The sequence below is a fragment of the Longimicrobium terrae genome, from assembly GCF_014202995.1.
In the GTDB taxonomy this organism is placed as follows: Bacteria; Gemmatimonadota; Gemmatimonadetes; order Longimicrobiales; family Longimicrobiaceae; genus Longimicrobium; species Longimicrobium terrae.
In genome coordinates, this window is record NZ_JACHIA010000006.1 from 81,928 (window position 1) to 104,833 (window position 22,906).

17 protein-coding genes are annotated in these 22,906 nt (G+C 70.9%); 5 read left to right on the forward strand and 12 right to left on the reverse strand.

The window, feature by feature from the left end; translation table 11 throughout:
- Positions 1 to 128: 128 nt before the first annotated feature.
- From HNQ61_RS12085 to HNQ61_RS12105, 5 genes are all read left to right on the forward strand, one after another.
- On the forward strand, positions 129 to 1,070 hold the full coding sequence (locus HNQ61_RS12085) for a metal ABC transporter solute-binding protein, Zn/Mn family (protein ID WP_170035894.1): 942 nt from the start codon (positions 129 to 131) through the stop codon (positions 1,068 to 1,070).
- The gene (locus HNQ61_RS12090) at positions 1,067 to 1,870 is read left to right on the forward strand and encodes a metal ABC transporter ATP-binding protein (protein WP_170033203.1); all 804 of its coding nucleotides are present in this window, start codon (positions 1,067 to 1,069) and stop codon (positions 1,868 to 1,870) included. Before HNQ61_RS12085 ends, HNQ61_RS12090 begins: the two co-directional genes overlap by 4 nt.
- Positions 1,870 to 2,979 (forward strand): metal ABC transporter permease, encoded by a 1,110-nt coding sequence (locus HNQ61_RS12095; protein ID WP_170033205.1) that lies wholly within the window; start codon positions 1,870 to 1,872, stop codon positions 2,977 to 2,979. Before HNQ61_RS12090 ends, HNQ61_RS12095 begins: the two co-directional genes overlap by 1 nt.
- Entirely contained in the window at positions 2,979 to 4,094 is a 1,116-nt protein-coding gene (locus tag HNQ61_RS12100) for a metal ABC transporter permease (RefSeq protein WP_170033207.1), read from the forward strand. Before HNQ61_RS12095 ends, HNQ61_RS12100 begins: the two co-directional genes overlap by 1 nt.
- Before the next feature lie 705 nt (positions 4,095 to 4,799).
- Positions 4,800 to 6,326: a hypothetical protein gene (locus tag HNQ61_RS12105; RefSeq protein ID WP_170033209.1), complete on the forward strand. Its 1,527-nt coding sequence runs from the start codon at positions 4,800 to 4,802 to the stop codon at positions 6,324 to 6,326.
- Between the two features lie 314 nt (positions 6,327 to 6,640).
- Here the strand turns inward: HNQ61_RS12105 and HNQ61_RS12110 are convergent, their stop codons facing one another.
- From HNQ61_RS12110 to HNQ61_RS12165, 12 genes are all read right to left on the reverse strand, one after another.
- Complete coding sequence (locus HNQ61_RS12110) at positions 6,641 to 6,952, reverse strand: hypothetical protein (protein WP_170033211.1); 312 nt, start codon at positions 6,950 to 6,952, stop codon at positions 6,641 to 6,643.
- A 2-nt stretch (positions 6,953 to 6,954) separates the two neighbouring features.
- Positions 6,955 to 8,748 (reverse strand): protein kinase domain-containing protein, encoded by a 1,794-nt coding sequence (locus HNQ61_RS12115; protein ID WP_170033213.1) that lies wholly within the window; start codon positions 8,746 to 8,748, stop codon positions 6,955 to 6,957.
- Positions 8,749 to 9,542: 794 nt separating this feature from the next.
- A complete protein-coding gene (locus HNQ61_RS12120; protein WP_170033215.1) occupies positions 9,543 to 11,360 on the reverse strand; it encodes a serine/threonine-protein kinase in 1,818 nt (605 codons plus the stop codon).
- 123 nt (positions 11,361 to 11,483) lie between these two features.
- A complete protein-coding gene (locus tag HNQ61_RS12125) occupies positions 11,484 to 12,536 on the reverse strand; it encodes an FHA domain-containing protein (protein WP_170033217.1) in 1,053 nt (350 codons plus the stop codon).
- Positions 12,533 to 13,672, reverse strand: a complete 1,140-nt coding sequence (locus tag HNQ61_RS12130; RefSeq protein ID WP_170033219.1) for a PP2C family protein-serine/threonine phosphatase — start codon at positions 13,670 to 13,672, stop codon at positions 12,533 to 12,535. Before HNQ61_RS12130 ends, HNQ61_RS12125 begins: the two co-directional genes overlap by 4 nt.
- Positions 13,669 to 15,306 carry an FtsW/RodA/SpoVE family cell cycle protein gene (locus tag HNQ61_RS12135; RefSeq protein ID WP_170033221.1) on the reverse strand — a complete coding sequence of 546 codons (1,638 nt, stop codon included), beginning with the start codon at positions 15,304 to 15,306 and terminating at the stop codon, positions 13,669 to 13,671. Before HNQ61_RS12135 ends, HNQ61_RS12130 begins: the two co-directional genes overlap by 4 nt.
- Positions 15,306 to 16,892 (reverse strand): penicillin-binding transpeptidase domain-containing protein, encoded by a 1,587-nt coding sequence (locus tag HNQ61_RS12140; RefSeq protein ID WP_170033223.1) that lies wholly within the window; start codon positions 16,890 to 16,892, stop codon positions 15,306 to 15,308. The genes HNQ61_RS12135 and HNQ61_RS12140 overlap by 1 nt, the downstream gene beginning before the upstream one ends.
- 1 nt (position 16,893) lies before the next feature.
- Positions 16,894 to 17,670: an FHA domain-containing protein gene (locus tag HNQ61_RS12145; RefSeq protein ID WP_170033225.1), complete on the reverse strand. Its 777-nt coding sequence runs from the start codon at positions 17,668 to 17,670 to the stop codon at positions 16,894 to 16,896.
- A 447-nt stretch (positions 17,671 to 18,117) separates the two neighbouring features.
- A complete protein-coding gene (locus HNQ61_RS12150; protein ID WP_170033227.1) occupies positions 18,118 to 19,743 on the reverse strand; it encodes a SpoIID/LytB domain-containing protein in 1,626 nt (541 codons plus the stop codon).
- 697 nt (positions 19,744 to 20,440) lie between these two features.
- Positions 20,441 to 21,142, reverse strand: coding sequence for an aspartate/glutamate racemase family protein (locus tag HNQ61_RS12155; protein ID WP_170033229.1), 702 nt, complete (start codon positions 21,140 to 21,142; stop codon positions 20,441 to 20,443).
- A gap of 37 nt (positions 21,143 to 21,179) precedes the next feature.
- Positions 21,180 to 21,734 (reverse strand): hypothetical protein, encoded by a 555-nt coding sequence (locus tag HNQ61_RS12160; RefSeq protein WP_170033231.1) that lies wholly within the window; start codon positions 21,732 to 21,734, stop codon positions 21,180 to 21,182.
- Between the two features lie 219 nt (positions 21,735 to 21,953).
- Positions 21,954 to 22,514, reverse strand: coding sequence for a hypothetical protein (locus tag HNQ61_RS12165; protein WP_170033233.1), 561 nt, complete (start codon positions 22,512 to 22,514; stop codon positions 21,954 to 21,956).
- Between the last annotated feature and the right edge of the window lie 392 nt (positions 22,515 to 22,906).

A 22,906-nucleotide genomic window follows, 5' to 3' on the forward strand; every position in this document is an offset into this window, starting at 1 on the left:
ACGTTGCACAGCGCCGCGCAGCCGTATCGTTCGGCGTACCCTTGACGTCAGCGGGCGCACGGGGTACACTCGCAGAGTGGAATTTAAATCTGCTTAAAACTGGATTTTGAATCGTGCGGGAATACGGGATGCGGTGGAGGGGATGGGCGGCGCTGCTGCTGGCGTTTGTGGCGGGGTGCGCGCCGCCGGAGCCCAAGGAGGCGGCCGGCCGGCTGAACGTGGTCACGACGGTGGGGATGATCGCCGACGTGGTGCGCGAGGTGGGCGGGCCGTACGTGCACGTCACGGGGCTCATGGGCCCGGGCGTGGACCCGCACCTGTACAAGGCCAGCGAGGGTGACGTGCGCCGCCTGTACCGCGCGGACGTCGTGTTCTACGGCGGGCTGCACCTGGAAGCCCGCATGGCCGAGGTGCTGGAAGAGATGGGGACGCGGACGACCGTCGTCGCGGTGACGGATTCCGTGCCCCGCACCCTGCTGCGCCGCCCCGCCGCCTTCGCCGGCAACTACGATCCGCACGTGTGGTTCGACGTGCGGATGTGGGAAACCACGGTCGGCGTGATCGCCGCCACGCTGGCAAACGCCGATCCGGCGCACGCGGCGCAGTTCCGCGCCAACGCCGCGGCGTACCGCATCCGCCTGGCGGAACTCGACCGGTACGTGCGGCGGCAGGCGGCGCGCGTGCCGGCGGAAAAGCGCGTGCTGATCACCGCGCACGATGCATTCAACTACTTCGGGCGGGCGTACGGCTTCGAGGTGCGCGGGCTGCAGGGCATCAGCACGGCGGCGGAGGCGGGGACGGGAGACGTGCAGGAACTGGCGGACTTCATTGCCCGGCGCCGCATTCCCGCGGTGTTCGTGGAAACATCCATCGCGCCGCGCACCATTCAGGCGGTGCAGGAGGCGGTGCGCTCCCGCGGCTTCGACGTGCGCATCGGCGGATCGCTGTACTCCGACGCGCTCGGCAGCCCCGGTTCGGAGGCGGCCACCTATCCCGGCATGGTAAAGCACAACATCGACACCATCGTGGGCGCGCTGCTGCGCGACCCTCAAGGAGCACCCGGTTCATGAACGACGACCAGACGCCCGCCATCGAGGTGAACGACCTCACGGTGGCGTATCGAGAAAAACCCGTGCTGTGGGACGTGGACCTGCAGGTGCCCCGCGGCGTGCTGATGGCCATCGTAGGGCCCAACGGCGCGGGCAAGTCCACGCTCATCAAGGCGATGCTCGGCCTCGTGCGCGCGGCGGCGGGAGAAGTGCTCGTCCACGGCCGCCCATACGCGGAGCAGCGGCGCCAGGTGGCGTACGTGCCCCAGCGCGGCAGCGTGGACTGGGACTTCCCCACCAGCGTGCTGGACGTGGTGATGATGGGGTGCTACGGCCAGCTGGGCTGGCTGCGGCGGCCGGGCAGGCGCGAGCGCGAAGCGGCGATGGCGGCCTTGGAGCAGGTGGCCATGCAGGACTACGCCGACCGGCAGATCAGCCAGCTGTCCGGCGGCCAGCAGCAGCGCGTCTTTCTTGCCCGCGCGCTGGTGCAGAAGGCCGGGTTGTACCTGATGGACGAGCCGTTCCAGGGCGTGGACGCCAAGACGGAGCGCGCCATCGTTTCCGTCCTGCAGAACCTGCGGGCGGATGGAAAGACGGTGGTCGTCGTTCACCACGACCTGGAGACGGTGCCGGACTACTTCGATTCCGTGCTGCTCCTTAACGTCCGCCGGATCGCCGCCGGGCCGGTGCAGGAGGTGTTCACGGAAGAGAACCTGCGGCTGACGTACGGCGGGCGCGCGCCGCTGCTGCAGCGCTCTCCCGTGCGCGGCCCGCGCCTGCACGACGATACGAATCCCGCCACGCACATGGCGGCGGACTGATGAACTTCTGGACCGACTACACACTGCGCATCGTGGCGCTGGGCGCGGCGGCGCTGGGATTGACCAGCGGCGCGCTCGGCAGCTTCGCCGTCCTGCGCAAGCAGAGCCTGCTGGGCGACGCCATCAGCCACGCGGCGCTGCCGGGGATCGCGCTCGCCTTTCTGCTCACGGGGAGCAAGGCGCCGCTCGTCCTCGTGGCGGGTGCGGGAGTGGCGGGATGGGTGGGGACGCTGGTGGTGATGAGGATCGTCAACGCGACGCGCATCAAGGAAGACAGTGCGCTGGGGATCGTGCTGGCCGTCTTCTTCGGCTTCGGGCTCGTGCTGCTGACGCTGATTCAGAAGCGGCCGGACGCCAGCCAGGCGGGGCTGGACCGCTTTCTGTTCGGCCAGGCGGCGACGCTGCTGCAGCGCGACGTGCTGATCATCTCCGTGCTGGGCGGCATCGCGCTGCTGGTGGCGGCGATCTTCTGGAAGGAGTTCAAGCTCCTGTCGTTCGATCCGGACTTCGCCACCAGCATCGGGTTGCCGGTGCGCATGCTGGACATCGTGCTGACGTCGGTGCTGGTGCTGTCCATCGTCATCGGCCTGCAGACGGTGGGCGTGGTGCTGATGAGCGCCATGGTCGTGGCCCCCGCGGCCGCGGCTCGCCAGTGGACGGACCGGCTGGGGCGGATGGTGGTGCTGGCCGGTGGATTCGGCGCGCTGGCGGGCGTCTCCGGCGCGGTGATCAGCAGCGCCGCGCGGCACGTGCCCACCGGACCGACCATCGTGCTGTGCCTGACGGTGCTGGTGCTGTTTTCGATGGCGTTCGCGCCCACGCGCGGGCTGGTGTGGGCCGGGGTGCGGCAGGCGCGCAACCGGCGGACGCTGCACATGCATTCCGTGCTGGCGGATCTGCAGACACTGGCGCTGCAGCACCCGGAGCAGGAGCGCGGGCACGCCACGGCGGTGCTGGAGGTGGCGCACCCGGGCGCGCTTCACGAACTGCGCGAGCTGGAGCAGCGCGGGTGGGCGCGGCGGCGGGGCGACGACTGGGCCATCACGGAGGATGGACGCAGGGAAGCCGCCACGCACGGGCGCGGCGCGGACTACGAGGAGGAGCAGTGATGGTGCCCGAGCAGGAGATCCAGTGGATCGCCGCCCTCACCGCCGCGGCGTGCGCGCTGCCCGGCGTGTTTCTCGTGCTGCGGCGGATGGCGCTGATGAGCGACGCCATCAGCCACGCCATTCTGCTGGGCATCGTCCTGGGCTTCTTCGCCACCCAGAACCTCGCGTCGCCGCTGCTGGTGGTGGCCGCGGCGGCCACGGGCGTGCTGACGGTGTCGCTGGTGGAGATGATCAACCGCACGCACCTGGTGCGCGAGGACGCGGCGATCGGCCTCGTCTTTCCCGCCCTGTTCAGCATCGGCGTGATTCTGATCGCGCGGTTCGCGGGGAGCGTGCACCTGGACGTGGACGCGGTGCTGCTGGGGGAACTGGCGTTTGCCCCGTTCAACCGGTGGATCGTGAACGGAACGGACCTGGGCCCGCGCACGCTCTGGCTGATGGGCGCGCTGCTGGTGCTGAACGCGGGATTCATCGCCGTGTTCTACAAGGAGCTGAAGATCACCACCTTCGACGCGGCGCTGGCGGGGACGCTGGGGTTTGCGCCCGGGCTGCTGCACTACGCGTTCATGACGCTGGTGTCGGCCACGGCGGTGGGCGCGTTTGACGCGGTGGGCTCCGTGCTCGTCGTGGCGCTGATGATTGCGCCGCCCGCAGCCGCCTACCTGCTCACGGACCGGCTGCCGGTGATGATCGGGCTGAGCGTGGGGCTGGGCGTGCTGAGTTCGCTGGCGGGATACTGGACGTCGTACCTGTTCGACGTGTCCATCGCGGGGTCGATGGCCACGATGACGGGGGTGATGTTCGGCACCGTCTTTCTTTTCGCGCCGGAGCGGGGGCTGCTGGCCCTGGCGCGGCGCAGGCGGCGGCAGCGGTGGGAGTTCGCGCAGACCATGCTGGCCATCCACCTGATGAACCACGAGGACAGCGCCGAGGCGGACCGCGAGAACCGCGAGTCGCACCTGCACGGGCACCTGCGGTGGAACGAGGATTTCGCGCAGCGGGTGGTGCGGCGGGCGGAGGGGAGCGGATGGCTGGACCGTACGGATGGCGACACCCTGCGCCTGACGGACCGCGGCCGCGTCGCCGCGCGCGAGGCGATCGGGATCACGAGCTAGGGCTGGGCAGAACGTAGGAGGCGGCTAGGGTCGGCGCCTTCGGCGAAGACCACGGGCGGCCCCCACCCGGGCCGGCACCACCGGCCCACCCTCCCCCAAAAAAGACTGGGGGAGGGTTGGCGAGGCGGACGATTCGGCGCGGGTCGCGAGCATCTCTGAGCGCCCGACCATCCGCGAGAGCGAATGAATTCGCCGCTCAAACAGCGGAAACCCCCGACACCAGCCGCTGGCGCGTCCGGTTCGGGGCTTCAACTGCCTCGAGACGTGCGGCCGGGTGCCGTACCGTGCGCCGCGCTGAGGTCTCCCTTTCTCCCGCGGAGCGGGGGAGAGGGCCGGGGAGAGGGGGCCCGTCCGCGTGCATCCCAACCCGGCCTGCCACGCCGACCTGCAGTTCTCCCCTCTCCGTGCGGCAGTTTGCACGGGGAGGGGCCGGGGGAGGGGCCCGCCCGCGGACGCACGCCGATCTCCATCGCACCCACCGGTCTGCCGGTGCCGTGTGCTCCCTCTCCCACATCCGTTCGTGGGAGAGGGTCGTCGTGCGCAGCACGCGGGGTGAGGGCCACAGCCCGCAGCCGCGCACCGATCCTCATCGCCCGGATGAATCGGCGCATGCGTGGCGGGAATGCAACCTCCGGGACCCGGACGGCACCCAACGACGAGCGCCGTTTCGTCCGCGCTCCGAAGTCTCCCCATCCCACGTTCCCGATGATCCACCGTTCCCGCGCGACAGGGCTGCTGGCCGCCCTCGCGCTGGCCGTTGCGCCTGCCGCCGCGCAGCCCGGCCCGAATCTCGTCGTCCACTACACTCCGCTCGCCAACCTCACCTACCAGTTGGACTGCGTTTCCGGCGTCCGCATCCAGTGCAGCCGGGAGAACCTGAGGGCGCTCTGGGACCGCGAGTTCCTGCGCACCGCCCAGGACAGCGCGCGGCTGGCGGACTGGGCGCGCATCCGCGGCCGCTACGAGGCCGAGGTGTCGCCGGCCGCGGACGAGGGCGCCGTCCCGCTTCCCCTGGCGGGCCGCTACGAGGGCGTGTACCTCGCCGAGCGCATGCGGGTCGCCGGGTTCCAGGCCACCTCCGCCGCGGACTACGGAGAACGCATCCAGCTTCTGGCTTTGGCGGACGACGCGGCGCGGCTGCGCGGGCTGGTGGACTACTTTCTTCCGCGGTTCGATGGATGGTGGCAGCGAGAGGCCGCCGCCGCGGGCGCGCCCTTCGCCATGCGCGTGAGCGAGCTGATGCGCGACCCGCGCATCGCGGGCCGCATCGCGGAGTTCGCGCGCTTCTACGGCGTGCAGTTCGCGCCGGGGGAGACCATCGACTTCACCCTTCTCTACCGCCCCTCGCTGGTGGACGAGGGCACGAGCGGGCAGCAGATCGGCGCACGGTCGCTGGTGGAATTCGTCGCGGGCGAGCAGCCGGAAGGGCGGATGGACGTGGTGATCCACGAACTCTGCCACTACCTCTTTTCCCGCCTGCCGCGCGAACGACTGGCGGCGCTGGAAGCCGGATTCGTGGCCCGTGCCGCGGCGGGCCAGGCGTCCGCGCCCGCCGCGTACAACCTGCTGGACGAATCGCTGGCGAGCACCCTCGGCAACGGCTTGGTCATCCGCGCGTTCATGACGCCCGCCGCGTATGACAGCATGCTCGCCAAGCAGGGATCGCTGTACGCCAACCCGCTGATCGACGGGGCGGCCAAGGCGACGCTCCGGTGGATTGAGCCGTGGCTGGCGGAGGGCCGCCCCATCGACGATCCCGCGTTCGCGCCGCGCTACGTGGCGGCGCTGGACACCGCGTTCGGCGCGCGGCTGCAGACGCCGGCCGCGTACCTCAACCACATGGTCGGCGTCGTGGACCGGTTCGATCGCTCGCTGCAGCGGGCCGTGCGGCGGATCTTCCGCCCGTCCAGCAGCTACACGGGCGAATCCGCGTGCTGCGACGCGGCGGCCTTGTCCGACTATCGTTCCAAGCCCGGGCTGAACGCCCTGATCGTCGTGCTCCCCGAGCACCTTGCCGCGCTGGCGGAGCAGGGCGTGATCTCGCGCGTGCAGATGGATGAGATCCAGACGCGCGTTCGTGCGGACGGGGGCGCCGTGTACGCCTTTCGCCGCTCATCCACGGCGTTCACCTACATCGTCGCCGCGCCCGCGTCCGATCGCGCCGAAGCGCTGCTGCGGCAGCTCGCCGCCGCGCCGGCGCTGTTCGAAGGGTTTCTGCCCGCGCAGCGGTAGAGCGGATTGTTCAGGGGGATAAATGAAGTCAGCGGCGAGGGCGAATTTCAGGTCCAGTCGCGAGCCTCCCTGAGCGAATGAATCCGCCGCTCAAACAGCGGAAAGCCCCGACTCATGGCCGCTGTCGCGTCCATGATCGGGGCTTCAACTGCATCCAGGATTTCGCGCTAATCTGGGGTGTGCTCCCTCTCCCACATCCGTTCGTGGGAGAGGGTCGTCGTGCGCAGCACGCGGGGTGAGGGCCACAGCGGCGGCCGCGCACGGAACCGCATCGCCGCCTCCGACTCATTCAGTTATCTCGCACGACCGCGCGATCAGACGAACTCCCACGCGATCCGCGCGAACCGCGATCCCTGAAAGCGCTCCCGCAGTCGCCGGACCGCCGTCTTGCGCGCATCCTCCTCCGTATCCGCGGTGACGGAAACGGAGCCGCGCACGCGGTAGCCCACGCGGAACTCCTCCACGATCCGCCCGTCCGCATCCGCCCGCCCCACCTCCAGCACGTCCACCCCCGCCTCCGGCCAGAGCGCGGCAAGCTCCTTCTCCACCTGGTGCTCCGCGTCCGCCACGCCGTAGGCGGGCACCTCTACCCTGCCCTGCCCGCGCAGCCGTACCACGTGCTCCACGCTCAGCCCCGGCCGCCCATGCGCAGCGTGTCGGAGTAGCCGCCGGGACGCGGGCGGATGGTGTCCGTGGCGGGAATCGAGGGGTCGTTGCCGGGGACGGCGGGCACGCTGTCGCCCACGCCGGGGACGGGCTCCAACGGCGGGGGCTGCGTCTGCTGCTCCAGAATGCGCAGGCTCTGCTGCGCCTTGGCCCGGTCCGCCGCGGCCGGCGTGATCTCCACGAACTGCTTGAGTGCGATGATGGCGCTGGTGGTATCGCCCATCGCCAGCCGCGCCTCGGCAAGGTGGCTGTAGAACAGGTCGTAGCGCCCCTCCATGCGGATGCCCTCCGTCAGCACGTCGGCCGCGTCGGAGTAGCGGCCCAGGCGCATCAGGGCCACGGCGGCCTGGTCGCGGTACTCCGCCGTGCGCGGCGAAATCGCCATCGCCCGCTCCGCGTAGGCCAGCGCCGAATCGTACTGCTGCATGCGGAAGAAGCGGTTCCACTCCTGGCTCAGCACCAGTGCGTCGTCCGCCGTCAGGCTGTCGGCGCCGGCGGAGTCCACCGCGGCGCTGTCGGCCGCCACCGCGCCGTTGCCGCCACCGCCGCCCATCTGCGAAAGCGCGAACGCCCCGCCGCCGATCAGCAGCAGCGCGAGCAGCACCCACACCAGCGGATGCACGCCGCTGCGCTCCTCGGCCACCTGTGTCTGCCGGCGCCGCGGCTGCGCGATCACCGGCGGATTGCCCCCCGCGCGGTCCGCGAACGGCGGAGGCGGCGGCGGAACGGCCGGGCGCCGCGCCGGGGGGGCGAGCACGGTGCGGTCGTCGTCCGCGGGGCCGAAGCCGCCGTCGATCATGGTGCGGTCGTCGTCCATCGGCGGAAGCGCGCCGCCGGCCGGGATCACCGCGGCGGCGGGCGTTTCGCCCAGGCGGCGCAACGGCTGCTCCAGCGCGTCGGCCATCTGCCCCGCGTTGGCAAAGCGCTGCACCGCGTCCGGCGCCAGGGCGCGGCGGATCACCGCCTCCACCTCTTCCGGAATCCCCGGCGCGCGCGACCGCATGGAAGGCGTGGGCACGTCCAGCCCGGCCGACATGCGGTTGCGGTCCGTTTCCGTGTACGGCCGCTCCCCCGTCAGCAGCTGAAAACCCACCGCGCCCAGGCTGAAGACGTCCGACGCGGGGGAAAGGCGCGGCTCGGCGCGCAGCTGCTCCGGCGAGGCGTACGCGGGCGACATGGGCGCGCGGCCGTCGTGCGTCAGCGCGGTCGTGTCTTCTTCCGCCATCGCCTTGGCGATGCCGAAGTCCAGAACGCGCACCTGCATTTCGTCGTCGTCGTGCTCGCCCTGCACCAGAAAGATGTTGCCCGGCTTCACGTCGCGGTGCACCAGGCCGGCGCGGTGCCCCACGGCCACGCCGCGCGACGCGTGCTGCAGGATGCGCAGCGCCTCGGCCAGCGGCATGCGCGAGCCGCGCTGAAAGCGGGTGGCCAGGTCCTCGCCGCGCAGCAGCTCCATGACGATGTAGTCCAGCCCCAGGTCCTCGTCGGTGCCGTAGTCGTACACGGGGACGACGTTGGGGTGGTGCGGCAGCCGCGCCGCCGAGGCCGCCTCGTGCCGGAAGCGGGCGCGCAGCCGCTCCCGCAGCTCAGGATCGTTGCCGGAGGACGCGGTGATGACCTTTACCGCCACGGGCCGGCCCAGGCGCAGGTCGGTGGCGCGGTACACGGCGCCCATGCCGCCGCGCCCGATCACCTCGTCGATGCGGTAGCGGCCGGCGAGTTCGCGACCCTTCAGCAGCGCTTCCAATCCCGGCATTTCGTCTTTTGACTGTCGTGGCCCGGCGTGCGGCCGTGTGTTGTGTTTCTGCTCTGAAGTCGCGGTCTGCTGCTGCGACGCATCATCCTGCGGGGCCGATCAGTCCGGCGAGGCGTGCCCGGCGAATCCAAATCAGTCTCGCACTTCCGCACTCACGCACCCCGCACTCACGCACTTCGTTGGGCGTGTCCCTGCGCTGCGCTCCGGGCCGGGCTGCGGGCGCCGTAGGCAACGATACAGCTGTTGCCAACGGCGTCGAGCCAGCCCCGCGCCCCGGCTCCATCCGGTTTCTCCCGCTCGAGACGCGCGCGGGGCCGTCTCGCCCCTTCGGGCCCGCATCCCTCACGCAACCGCGGCTTCGCCGCGGTCCGTGCGGATGCCCGGGTGCGGATCGCATCGCTCGTCGCGTGCGGAGAGAGGCCCCCTCCCCCCAGCCCCCTCCACCCGCTCCGCGGGAGAGGGGGAGCCGTTCGGCGCGGAGGAAGGTTCGGTGCGCGTCTCCGGCTCCCGCCCAACGCGGAGGATGGTTCGGTGCGCGTCTCCGGTTGCCGCCCGGCGGTTGAAACCGCGCCTCGAAACACACGAAGTCCGCCTTCGCGGACTGCGGCGCCGTGCCCGGTGCAATCGCGCTGGATCGCCGTTGGCCGCCGCGTCGGCTCAACATACCCTCAGCCCGGTCATACTGCGCGCCCGGTTCCGGACCCGCCGCCGCAATCAACCCTCCCCCAGTTTTTTTTGGGGGAGGGTGGGCGAGTAGTACGAGCCCGGGTGGGGGCCGCCGTGAACCCCGCCGCTTACATCCGCACCGTGTCGCGCGGCGCGGAGCGCGGGGGCGGCGTCCAGCGGGGCCGCGTGTCCGTACGAGTGCGCATCTCCACGCGGCGGTTCGCTCGCCCATCCGGCACGACGCTGACCGACGAATCCACCGGCTGGCCCTCTTCCGCCGGAGCATCGTCCATCTCCATCGCGTCATCCATCCCGGGCCCGTCCATGGCGGGCGCGTCCGCCCCCGAATCGTACTCCACCGCATCCGGATCCGACGGCTCCCACACCCCGGTGCCGTAGCCCAGCCGCGCCAGCAGCGTTTCTGCTTCCCGCCGCCGCGCGGACGAGGGCTGGATGGCAAGCAGGGACAGCAGCGTGTTCACGGCGCCGGTGGAGTCGGGCTTGGCGAGCTGCGCCTCGGCCAGATTGCTGTACGCCACCTCGCGGTGCGGATAGCGCGACACCACGTCCTTGAGCAGACGGATCCCCTCGTCCGCGTCCCCCGCGCGGTAGACGGCGTAGGCGTGGTTGTTCTGGAACTCCGCGTTGTCGGGGGCGCCCTCCGCCGCGCGGCGAAAGTGCTCCGCCGCAGCCTTGTAGTTCATCCGCCGGAACTCGCGCAGCCCCTCCTGGTTCTCCTCGCCCGCGCTCAGCCGGGGCGCCGCCTGAAGAGATGCCGGCGCCTGGTACGCGCGGTTGGCGGCCAGCGCCACGCCTCCCGCCACGCCGCCCGTTCCCAGCACGGCCACGCCCGCGGCCCGCAGCGCCAGCGAACGCCACCGCTTGCGGCGCATGCGCGCCAGCTGGCCCTCCAGGCTGGCGGGGTCCGCCTCCACCGCGCGCCGGCCGGTCGCCGTCGGTTCCACGACGAGAACCGTGCCTTCGTCCGGCTGCACGGATACGGCGCGCCGGTCATCCACCGGAACGGCGGCCAGCACCGTTTCCGGCAGATCGGCGGCGCGGCGCACGCGGTTGTACACGCGGTGAAGCTCCGCCGCCAGCGCGCCCGCGTCCGCAAAGCGCTGCGCGGGATCTTCCGCCAGCGCGCGGCGGATCACCCACTCCACCTCCTGCGGCACCGACGCGTTGCGCGCCAGCAGCGACGGGATGGGAACGGGAAGCCCCTGCCGGCGCCGGTTCTGGTCCTCCGCCGTGAACAGTCGGGTACGCGTCAGCAGTTCGAAGCCCACCACGCCCAGGCTGTACACGTCCACCCCGCGCGTCACCGGCTCGCGGCGCAGGTGCTCCGGCGCGCAGTAGAACTCCGAGCCGAACCACTCGCCGGGCAGGGTCAGATGCGTGCGCGTTTCCTCGTCCTCGGCCTCGTCCAGCATCTTGGCGATGCCGAAGTCCAGGATGCGCACCTCCGGCTGCTCCGGATCGCTTTCCAGGAACAGGTTGGCCGGCTTGAGGTCACGGTGCACCAGCCCGTTCTGGTGCCCCACCGCCACCCCGCGCGCCGCGCCCAGGAGAATGCCGAGCGCGGTCCGCAGCGAAACCGGCTCCGGGCGGGCCAGCCGCTCGCGCAGGCTTTCGCCCTCCAGCAGCTCCATCACCAGAAAGTCCACCCGGTCGTCCGCGCCGTAGTCCAGCACGCCGACCAGGTTGGGGTGCGCGGGAAGGCGAGCGGCCAGCTCGGCCTCGCCCTGAAAGCGCTGCCGCAGCCGCTGGGTCTGCGCCGCACCCATCCCGCGGGGCGGCACCAGCACCTTTACGGCGACGGCGCGCTCCATTTTTTCATCACGCGCACGGAACACCACCCCGAAGCCGCCTTCGCCAAGAACGCTCTGCAGGCGATAGCGGTCGTTCAGTACGTGCCCGACCAGAAACTGCGCCAAGCCCGACATGATTGTACCTCAGGGTTCAGAAAGGACGGCCGATGGAAGTGCATGAAACTAAACGACTACGGCCGTCCAGCGCCACATGTTTCTCCGGACGGGCCGCCGGGGCCCGTCCGCCGCGCCGGATCGTCAGCCGAACTGCGTGCGATCCGGATCGTCCAGCTCGTCGGGAACCACGTTGATCTCCACCGCCGGCTCCCGCTTCTTTTCCACGATCCGCACCACCGGCCCGTGCCCGCCGATGCGGATGGCCTCGCCGGGCGCCACCCACAGGCTGTTGGCCCGCAGTTCATCCAGCTTCAGGTCGCCCTTGCCCGCGTTGGCGCCGGACACGTCGCGCTCGCTCACGTGGATGTCGTTCAATCCCAGGTTGAACACGTCGAACCCCGGCTTGCCGTCGCGCTCCGCCCACACCAGCGCCAGCTGCCGGCGGCTCACGTTGGGCGAATCGCCCAGCAGGATGTCGCTGCGCAGCGCGGGGTTGTCCGTCTGCCGCCCCACCGTGGCCGTCGCCGCGGCGATGGGAAGCCGCTCGCGCTCCGTCCCGTCCTCTTCCTCCACGACCAGTTCGAAGCGCTCCGCGTCCCATCCGGGAACCGCCGCGGCGGCCGCAGCCGGGGCGGGCGGCGCGACGGGCGGCAGTCCCTCCACCCGCGTCGCGTCCGGATCCATGACGGGGGGCGGGCCGGCGGGCGCCCACGCGGGCATGGCCGGCGCGGGGGGCCGCGGAGCGAACTCGGTCGCCCCGGACGGCGCGAACTCCGTCGCGGCGGAAGGCGCGGGCGGCGGGGGAGGCGCGGGGACGATGGGGTCCGGGTCCGCCTGCCCCGCGGGCTGCACGCCCACGCGGAACAGGGGCGCGCCGCGCGAGCCGGCCTCCTTGAGGCGCACGCGGTAGTCGCGGTCGTACAGCGAGCCGTGGCGCATCACCGAGTCCGTCAGGTCCGCCTCCAGGTCCGCCGCCATTTCCGCCACCGCCTGCGCCGCGTCAGGCCGCAGCGTCACCACCAGCGAGGTGAGCGGCAGCATCTTCACGTAGCGGTCCGGAATGGCGCGCGCGTTGTCGCGGTCAATCAGGTCGCCCAGCGCCAGCTTGATCTCGGGGATCGCCTCGCGCAGAAACGAATCCAGAAGGGGCTCCTCGCTGTCGTGCGAGCGGGAGGCCGGAGTAAAGTCGGTCATGGCTGTGCGGTGCGGGGCGCCGGGGCGGTCGCGCCGGCAGCGGGTTGCACGGGCGCGGGCGTGGGAGCGGCGGTGTCCGCGCCCAGCACGGGGACGGTGTCACCCGTCGCGGCGCGGGCGTTCAGCGACCGCACCTCGGCGCGCAGGCTGTCTACCTGGGCCTGCGTGGCGGTGTCGGGGGCCGGGGGCTGCAGCGACTTCCACGCGGCGAAGCCGGCCAGGGCCAGCGCCAGCAGCGCCACGATCAGCGGCAGCGGCGAACTGCGTCGGGTCACGTCGTCGTCCTCCCTGATGGGTGCCGCCACGGGGGCGGGCGCGGCGTCGTGCCGCACGCGGGGCGGGGCGGGAAGCGTGGGCCCGTCGCCCCCCGCGTCCAGCACGCGCACCGCCACGGCGGTGTAGTTGTCGTCCGGTCCGCGCTCTTCCACCTTGCGCATGACCGCCGCGCAGATGTCCTGCGACGCGCCCAGCCCCATGGCGTCGCCGAGTTCATCCAGGCGCATGGCCTTGGTGACGCCGTCGCTCACCAGCAGGTACGTCCATCCGGGACGGACGGGGATCCAGCTGGCCTCCGCCTCGCCGCCGCGGCCGACGGCGCGCTGCAGGCGGTTGGCGCCGGGGCTGTCAGGGATTTCGTCCAGCGCGATCTCCCCCGCCTCCCACCGGGCGTAGGCGGGGGTGTGGTCGCGCGTTTCCAGGCGGATCGTGGCGTCCGGCGAGCGGCTGAGGATGCGCACATCGCCCACGTGCGCGCCCACCCACCCGGGCTGCCCCGCGCGGTCCAGCGTGAGCGCGAGCAGGGCCAGGGCGCACCCCATTCCCGCGCGCTCGGTGGGCGCCTCCTGCGCCGCCCGCGCCACGCTTTCGTCCGCGTGGCGCAGGGCGTAGCGCGCCGCGTCCAGGCTGCGGATGTCGGCGCTCATCAGCGCGTTGAGCGCCGTGTCCGCCGCCAGGCGGCCGGCGCGCTCTCCGCCCATGCCGTCCGCCACCGCGAGCAGCCCGTGCTCGGCGAAGGCATCGACGGAAAAGGCGTCCTGGTTTTCCGCGCGCGGTCCCTGGGCGCTGCATCCGGAAACGTCGAAACCCATTCCGTGCAGGTGAACGGGGCGGGGCGCGCGCTGCGTGCTGTCGGTCATCGGATCCGGATTCCCTGCACCCGGGCTTCGGCCCCGGGCGCGGCGAGTGCTTCGTCAAACCGCTCTTCACGCGTGCGGCGGTGGCTGAGCCCCGCCGCGATCCCCACCGCCACCGCGCTGGCCAGCAGCTTGGCGCCGCCGTGCGCGGCAAAGGCCGTCGCCACGCCGGTGAGCGGAATCAAACGGATGCCGCCCAGCGTGGCCAGCCAGAACGGGATGCCCAGCAGCATGGCGATCCCCGTCAGCAGGGTTCGCTCAAACGCCCCCGTCTCCCGCGCGGCCGCGCTCAGCAGCTGCACGATGAACAGCGTGTAGACGAGGACGATGCTCATGGTGCCCAGCCAGCCCCAGTGGGTGGCGATGGCGGTAATGTAGCCGTCGTCCGCCGCGTTGGGCGCCGTTTCGGCGTGGCCGCGGCCCGGGCCGGCGCCCAGCCATCCGCCTTCCAGCGTGTTGGCATCGAACAGCTTCATCTGGTGCAGCTTGGCCCCCCAGCGTTCCGCCTGCTCTTCCGTCATGGACGACGGATTCTGGTAGGGATGATACGCTAGTTCCAGACGCGTGGCGGACCGTTCATCCACCCGGAAGGCGGCGATCACCAGCACGGCCCACACCGCCAGCATCAGCCCCGCCCACCATCCGCGCCGCGTGCCGACGAGAAGCATGGCCGCCATGGATCCCGCGAGGACGATGGACAGGCCCAGCTCGCGGATGACCAGAAAGGGGATGACGGGCCCGGCGCCGTACAGAAACAGGTTCATCAGCCGGCGCGGCTCCAGCACGGCGCCGGGGCGGGCCAGGTTGTAGGCGTCTTCCGCCAGCGTGGCCGCCCAGATGGTGATGAATATCGGCAGAAACAGCTCCCACGGCGTCATCTTTCCCACCTTGCCCAGGCTGCTGAACCCCATGGTCAGCACGAAGAAGACGGCCAGGGTGGGGAGGAAGGGAATCAGCCGGTGGTCTCGTATCCACCGCATCACCCGCGGCTCGCGCGCCAGCATGAAGCCGGCGAGCAGGGCGAAGGGCGCCAGAAAGACGGAAAAATTCGCCGCCATGCGGGCAAAGAAGCCGCGCCCCTCCGTCTGCTGTGCCACGGCGCGGGCGAACGGGTCCGGCATGGGCGGCGGCGGGCCCTGGTACACGAGGGCCTTCTGCTCGTCCGTGTACGCCCGCTCGATGGTGCTGAGGCGCGCGCGCGTCGCCTTGGCATCGTTCGCCGCCGCCCGTCCGCCGGACGCCTGGTAGGCCGGATCGGTGAACAGCTGAAACTGCGACGGGCGCGTCAGGCAGAAGATCAGAATCGGCAGCACCACCAGCGCCCACGAGCCGCGGTACTTGAGCGCGCGGAGGGCGACCAGGACGGCGATCCACGCGCCCAGCGCGATGCCGTCGCGGAAAAAGGTGCCGCCCGCGCCGCGCGAGGTGCCGTGCACGGGCCAGATCCCCGTGGCGATGCTCAGGTGCGCCAGGACGTAGAAGGCGGCGGCGATCAGCAGCCCCCACCAGAGGAATCCGGGAAGCACCAGTCCCGCCTTGTGCTCCGCCGGGCGGTTGTGCTGCTTGACGGCGATGGTGACGCCCATGGGGCCCGCGCCCGCGGCGCGCCCCTTCCGGAACAGATCGCGAAGCGCCATCAGCCGCCCCTCCGCGTGGAGGAAGCCTGCCGCGCGGGCTGCACGGGCGTTCCCGCCTCGCGCGCCATGAAGCGCGTCATTTCCGCGGCGATGCGGGCGGGCATGCGGCCGCCCTGCCCGCCGTGCTGCAGGTAGACCACCACGCTGTAGCGGGCGCGCCCGTCCGGGCCGAACATCAGCCCCGCGAACCACGCGTCCGGATTGCGCGCGCCGGCCACGTCCGCCGTCCCCGTCTTGCCGCCCAGGTCCCACCCGGTACGCGCGATGATGGCCTTGGCCACCTGCGCCGTCCCCGTGTCGACCACCGTCTTCATGGCGTTCTGCAGCCGGGCGGAGGTCGTCTGCTTCATGATGCGCCGCCCCTCCGCGCCTTCGCCCAGGCGCGCGGACTCCAGCGTGGGCTGCATCATCACCCCGTCATTGCCGATGGCCTGAATGAAGCGCGAAATCCCCATTGGCGTGGCGTCCACCGGGCCCTGGCCGATGGCAATCTGCCCGAGTTCGTGGTCGGTCAGCTTCGCGAGAAAGCGGACGCGGACCGGCGGCGGGGTCATGCGCTGGGTCCACGCATCGCTGGCGGTGTTCCAGAAGTCGCGCGGCGGCGCGGGCGGCTTTCCCGTGTAGGTGACGAAGCCGAACTTCTGCAAGTCGTCGCGAATCGTCTCCACCCCCAGCTGGCGGCGGAGAGCGAAGACCATGTTGACCGCCGCGGTATTGCAGCTGACGGTCAGCATCCCCGTGGGAACGGTCAGCGAGGCGTACTCGTGGCTTTCAAAGTTGCGGATGCGGGCGCGCCCCACCTGCACGTACGGCGGGCAGGACATGCGCGTCTCGCCTAGGTCGTGATCCCACCAGATGGCGCTGAAGGCCAGCTTGAAGACGGAGCCCGGCGGCGCGTAGTGCTTGATGCCGAAGGGCGGGTCCTCCGCGCGTCCCGTGGCCACGTAGCTCACCACGCCGCCGGTCTTTACGTCCTGGATGATGACCGTCCCGTTCAACCCGGTGGCGGTCAGCAGCGACCAGGCCTGGCGGGTGGGGTTGGCGCACAGCGTGAGCTGCATGTCCGTCCCCACGGGATGCAGCTCGCTGCGTTCGCGCAGGCTGCGCGGCTCGCGAAGCTGCCGGGCGAACAGGCGCTCCACCGTGTAGTCGCGGTCTTCCGCGCCGGTGCCGCCGCCGACCAGGTTCGCGCCGGCCTCGCCCAGGGCGTAGACGCGCTGCACCTCGCCGTCGCGCACGCCATAGCGGGCCAGGGCGTTGGCGGGCTCGCCGGTGCAGTCCATGATCCACCCGCGCACCTCGCCGCGGCTGCGCTCGGCCTCGCGCGGGTCTCCAAAGCGGCGCCACGCCATGCGGCCGGCCTCGATCTGCTCCGCGTTCCACAGCAGGCGCGCGTGGCCGATGCCGTACACGGCGGCCAGCACCAGCATGCCGATGGCCAGGCGGATGGCCCAGCGCTCGCGGCGTTCGCGCATGGCCTGCATCATCCACCGCGACAGCGCGATCAGCGATCCGGCGCCGAACGCCAGCAGAACGGCCCGCAGCGCCCAGTCCAGCGCGGTGCCCAGAAACGGAATGTCGGGCACGTCAGCCGCCCTGGGTAAGGCGAAGCACCGTGTTCCCCATCCGCACGGTGTCGCCGGCGTTCAACGGGCGCTCCTGGTGCGGGGGAATGGGCTGTTCGTTGACGTACGTGCGGTTCTTGGAGTCCAGATCCGTGACGGTCACCTGCCCGCCGCTGATGCGGAAGCGCGCATGGCGGCCGCTCATGTAGCGGTCGCCGGTGGCCTGCACGCCGGGTTCCGGCTTGCGGCCCACGATGACCTCGCCGTTGACGTGCAGCGGCTCGCGCAGCGTTTCGGAGCTTACGACCTGCAGCACGGCGCCGCCGGACGAGGCGGGCGCTCCGTACGCGGGGGCCGGGGCTCCATACGTGGGCGCGGGTGCTCCGTAGGCCGGCGCGGGAGGAGCGGGGGCGGCGCGCGGCGGCTCCGGCACCAGCGCACGTTCGGCGCGCGGGGCGTTGCTGACAGCGGCGGGATCGGCGCGCGGCTCCTCCAGCCCCAGCGGCTTCACGTGGGCGAACTCGCGCTTGGTGTCCAGAAGGATCACCTCCACGCGCAGTCCCGCGCGGGCGATTCCGTTGTCCTGGGCCCACTGCGCGGCAAAGCGCCGCAGGTGATCCGCCTCGTCGCGGGCCCACATGGTGGGGCCCATGCCGGGCGGCATCAGGTCGGTGCTCACGTACACGCGCAGGTCCGGCGCGGTGCGGCGGTCGGCGTAGCGGCGCAGCGCCTCGCGGACGCCATCTTCCAGCTGATGGCGAAGGGTGGGGCGCAGGAGCTTGCGAAAAGCGTTGATCATCGCGGTCCGGTTGCGGGGTTCGGCCCGACGGAATGCCGCAATATCAGGACCGGGCCCATTAGCGGGCAAGCGGTCCGGGCTTTCCGGGGTACGATGCTGGACGGAGAGCGTGCTTCCGCCGCGTCGCGGGGGAGGACGCGGAGGCGCCACGGAGGTCACTCTGACGGAGAAACGGCGGCGGCGGTTTCACGCGGAGGTGGCGGAGGGACGCGGGGGAACAACAACAGCGACGGAAGGGCCTCACACAGAGACACAGAGACGCAGAGGGAGGAACAGGAGAACGGAGGATGTGTGATTTCGAGCGAGGACCATCCCTGTTCGTTTCCCCCGCGACCTCCGCGACCCCCGCGGCCTCCGCGTGAGGGCAGTTTGCGGACTCGGGAGATGAACGGCAGACCGCCCGCGGGACAGAATCCCGCGGGCGGTCCGTTTGTCATCTACCGAAGTTCAGTACCAGCGGACCAGGTCGATGCCCTGATAGTAGTGGTGCAGAATGGCTTCGTAGCCGTCGCCCTTGGCCGCCATGCCCACGGCGCCGGTCTGGCTCAGCCCCACGCCGTGCCCAAAGCCGCCACCGTACGCCTCAAAGCCCGTCACCTCGCCCGTTTTGCGGTTGATCACGGGGTCGATGACGAACAGCGTACTGAGCAGATTGGTGGGCGCGCCGCTGGCGTTGATGTAGCGCAGCGAGCCGCGGACGTGGTCCTTGGTGTCCACGAAGGTGCCCGCGTCGGTGACGTACTCGATGCGCAGCACGCGGCCGCTGTTGGAGCGCTCCGTCACGTTGATGGCCAGCACGCGGCCCACCGGCTGGCCGGCGTAGTCGGAGATCACGCGCGAAATCTCCGCCGCGCTCCACTCGAACGTCCAGCGGTGATAGCGCGCCCAGTCCGCCTCGTAGTCGCCGTTGCGCTTGCCGCGCAGGCGGAACGGGTTGACGGGATTCCGCAGCGAATCCAGCACGGTCTGCGCGTTGCCGCGCTCGTGGTCGATCACGCCGCGCAGGTACGGAAGCGCGGCGGAGTTGTACACGTCCTCGTTGTTGGCCGTCCATCCGCCGCTGGTGGAGTGGAACAGCGCCTGAATCAGCTTGCCGCCGTACGCGGCCACGATGCCGGCGGTCTCATCCACGGCCTGGTTGCTGAGCGGGTGCTCGCCCGCCACGCCGCCGTACACCTGGTCGGCGGTGGTGGCCAGCAGGTCATATCCGTCCGACGAACGCTTGCCCAGCCCGGAGAGCGCGTAGGTGCGCGCGGCGACGGCCTGCGCCTTTTGCGCTTCCAGTTCCGGCCACAGGGCGGGCGACAGTTCGTACGGCAGCACGCCGTACAGGTACTGCTCCAGGGGAAGCTGGTTGATGCCGGCCAGCGTGCCCGCGCTGTTCAGCCGCACCTCGGCCGTGCCGCGGTACGCCGCGCCGTTGATGGTGACGCGCTCGTCGCTGGAGGTGAGCCGCACCGGGCCGGTGCTGGTGACCGTGCCGGCGCTGGTCTGCACGCGGTAGCGGGTGACGCCGGTGGTGACGGTGACCACCTTCCAGAAGGCGTCGGCGGCGGCCAGGTTCTGCGCCACCAGCTGGTTCTTGTAGGCGGTGCGCGCGGCGAAGTTGCTGGCCGGCGGCGGCGCGAACTCGCCGATGTACAGGCGCGTGCACCCGGCCGCGGGCACCGGCTCCAGCATCGTGGGGTGCCCCAGCGCCTGCGCGGCGGCGGCGCGCGATTCCACCGCGGAGGTCGAGCCGCACATCACCTGAAGGCGGTAGACGCTGGTGCTGACAGAGCCGGTTTCCAGCGTCACCGTGGCCTGCACGCCGCCGGTTCCCGACAGGAGCGTGGTGTTCGCGGTGAGGTCGGTGAGGGTCCAGTCCGCCGCGCTGCCCAGCGTTACGCTCGCGGCGGCGGGCACCACGCCGATGCGGATGGATCCGTTGAACGCGGTGGCGCTCACATCGCGCGCATTGCCCTCCAGCGGCGCGGCCGAGGGGCCCAGCGGACCGTCATCGGCGCAGGCGGCGAGCGCCGCGGCCAGTACGAGCGCGGGGAGAATGCGGAGTTTGTTCCTGATGGCGGACACGGCGATCCAGAGTGCGGGGGAACGACGGATTTCGCGCGCGGGGGTGCGCACGGGAGGTCCCAACAGGTACTGCGGAGGGTTGATGAAAGTCAACGGCCGGAGGCGCCCGGCGAGCCGGGCGATTGCACGCAAGATAATACGCGACAGCAGTTTGACCAACCCGCGCGCATCTGGTTCTTGATCGCCGGCGCGGAAACGGATGAGTTGCCGCAACTGCGTGGATGATCCAGGCGCGGAGGGCGGAGTTCGCGGGCGGCCCCCACCCGGGCCGGCACCACCGGCCCACCCTCCCCCAAAAAAGACTGGGGGAGGGTTGGCGCGGGCGGAGAGTTCGGTGCGTGCTGGAGATTGCCCGGTGTGAGCGAATGGCGTTGAGCGAATAAATCCGCCGCTCAAACAGCGGGAAGCCCCGACTCGTGGCCGCTGACGCGTCCACGATCGGGGCTTCAACTGCGTCGAAGATCGCGAGACGGCACCGAACTCACCTCCGCACCGAACGGCTCCCCCTCCCCCGCTTGCGGGGCGAGGGGGCTGGGGGGAGGGGGGAGGGGGGCGCCCGCCGTCGCACCGAACCATCCGAAGCGCACGATAATGGGGTGTGCTCCCTCTCCCACATCCGTTCGTGGGAGAGGGTCGTCGTGCGCAGCACGCGGGGTGAGGGCCACCGCGGCCGCCCGCCGATCGTCATCCGCCCCGATCAGCCATCCCCATCCAGCAGATGATCCACGGCGGCGCGGGCGTGGGCGGCGGTCGTGTCGAAGTCCGGCAGCGGCGCCTCGCCGGGGCGGATCAGGAGCGCGATCTCCGTGCATCCCAGGATCACCGCGTCCGCCCCGCGCCCACGCAGCCGCTCGATGATGCGCAGATACTCGTTTCGCGACTCGTCCCGAACCACGCCGCGGCACAGTTCCTCGTAGATCACGCGGTGCACCGCCGCGCGGTCGTCCTCGTCCGGAATGATCGTGTCCACGCCGAAGCGGGCGGCCAGGCGCTCGCGCCAGAAGGGAAACTCCATCGTGTAGCGCGTCCCCAGCAGCGCCGGACGCCGCACGCCCGCGGCCCGCAGCGCCTCGCCCGTGGGATCCACGATGTGCAGCAGCGGAATGCGCACCGCCGCCTGCACCTGTTCCGCCACGTGGTGCATGGTATTGGCGCAGATCAGCAGCGCCGTCGCGCCCGCGCGTTCCAGTCCAACGGCCGCTCCCGCGAGCACGTCGCCCGCGCCGGCCCAGTCGCCCGCCGCCTGCAGTTCCGCGATCCGCGCGAAGTCAAAGCTGTGCAGCAGGATGGACGCCGAATGCAGCCCTCCCCGCCGCTCCGCCACGCCCCGGTTGATGAGCCGGTAATAATCCGCCGTGGATTCCCAGCTCATCCCGCCCAGCATCCCGATCGTTCGCAATCCGCCCTCCCGGCGCGGCAAGGTGGGGCGCGGAAGATCAATCCTCCCGCAGCAATCCTACGTCAAACATCCCATCCGTCACCCGAATGGCCGGCCGTTCGGCGGTGGCGGATGACCAGCACGTGCCCGTGCCGCTGAAGTTGCCCCTCACGCGGTTCTTTGTCCGCAACCGGATGGCCAGCACTCCCTCGGACATCTCGCACGCGTAGGTCTCGCGGCCCGCACCCACGTCGGAAAGAGTGATGACCATGCGATTGCACGACGACGTGCACTCCGGATCGAGGTGCGCGGTTCCCGTCACCAGGTCCTTCACGGTGATGAAGACACCTCCGGGAGTCGGGTCGCCGGCCACGGCATGGATTTCGGTCTGGCTCGTACCGCGAGCGACTCCGCCGGCCCATGGTCCCGACTGCCCCTGCAGGCGCGGAAACCCCCGTGCCGCGAAGCTGCCGTTGAAGTCCGGGCTGGCGCTCTCGTAGCGAAAGGAGAGGATTCCCACGCTCTTTTCCGGCGCCACGCTGATGGGGTCCGCACAGCCGCTCAGCCCCGCGACGCCGCACAGGACCAGAAACCTGAAGATTCGCTCTCGCAACGGAACTCTGCCGGGTGGCGGGAGATGTATCGGCAGATCGCCATCCACCGCGATCTGCCTCGCGAGATGGCGGATCAACCATCCCGGGCCGCCGATGATAACCCGGCTCGGAGCTTCCTCCAAGAGGCGGCCAGATACGATAATTTCCCGCCTCCACCGCTCTCCGGCAACGCCGCGGCCGCAACGGAGTGCAGTTCGGCCGATGGCGGGAACCGCCCGTCAGATGTGGTCCGCGAGGGGCGTATCGAACGTGCCGCCGGTGACGGAAAAGGCCGGCTCGCCCTCCACCCCCGGCGACGAGCAGTTCCCCGTGCCGCTGAAGGTGCCGCGCATCCGGGTTTCACTGAACGTCAGAACGGAGATGGTGCCCTGGGTGATCTCGCAGACGTACGCGCGCTCCACGCCGCCCACCGCCTTTTCCATCCTGAACGACACGTAGGCGCACGACTCGTCGCAGTCCGGAACGATGGAGCTGGTGGTTGCGGTGCCGCCGGGAATGCTGAGCACGATCTGGTCGTGAATCGTGCCCTGCTCGCGCTGTGCGTAGACCACGGCGTCCATGTCGTCCGTCGTGGAAGCCGCCCACGTGCCGGACGGGCCGGCGGCGGGCTTTGCGCCCTCCACGGTGAAGCGGGCGCCGCTCTGCACACCGGCGACGGAATAGGTGAAGGCGACGCGCCCCACTTCGTCCTCCACGGGCGGCAGGTTGGTGCCGCCGTCGCAGGCGCCGAGGGCAGCGGCGGCAAGAATCAGGAGCGGCTTCAGGATATGCGTGCGCATCGGGATCTCCGGAGATGATCGGTTGGCTGCGCCCGTCGTTCGGGCGACTGGAACGTCGCGTTCGCAGCGGCTACGCACATCCGTCAATCGACCCTGTTCGCGACTCCCGTGATCGTGCTGAGAAGATCCACCGATTCCGCTGACCGATAGTAAGTATCCGTTCAGTAATTCAGTGGATGGTTATCTGTTCGATGGGCCGCAGTGAAGAAGCCTATCTCATGAGACCTTCACGCGACTGGCGGCTTTGGGACGGCTTGCCGGATGCGCGTGCGCGCCGGTATCATTCCCCCCGACGCGCGCCCGTGGCGGCGCGTGCCTCCAACCTGTTCGCAATCCCCGAGTTCCATGGCCCAGAGACGTACGCGGCCGGCGGCACCCCCGCCGGGACCGCA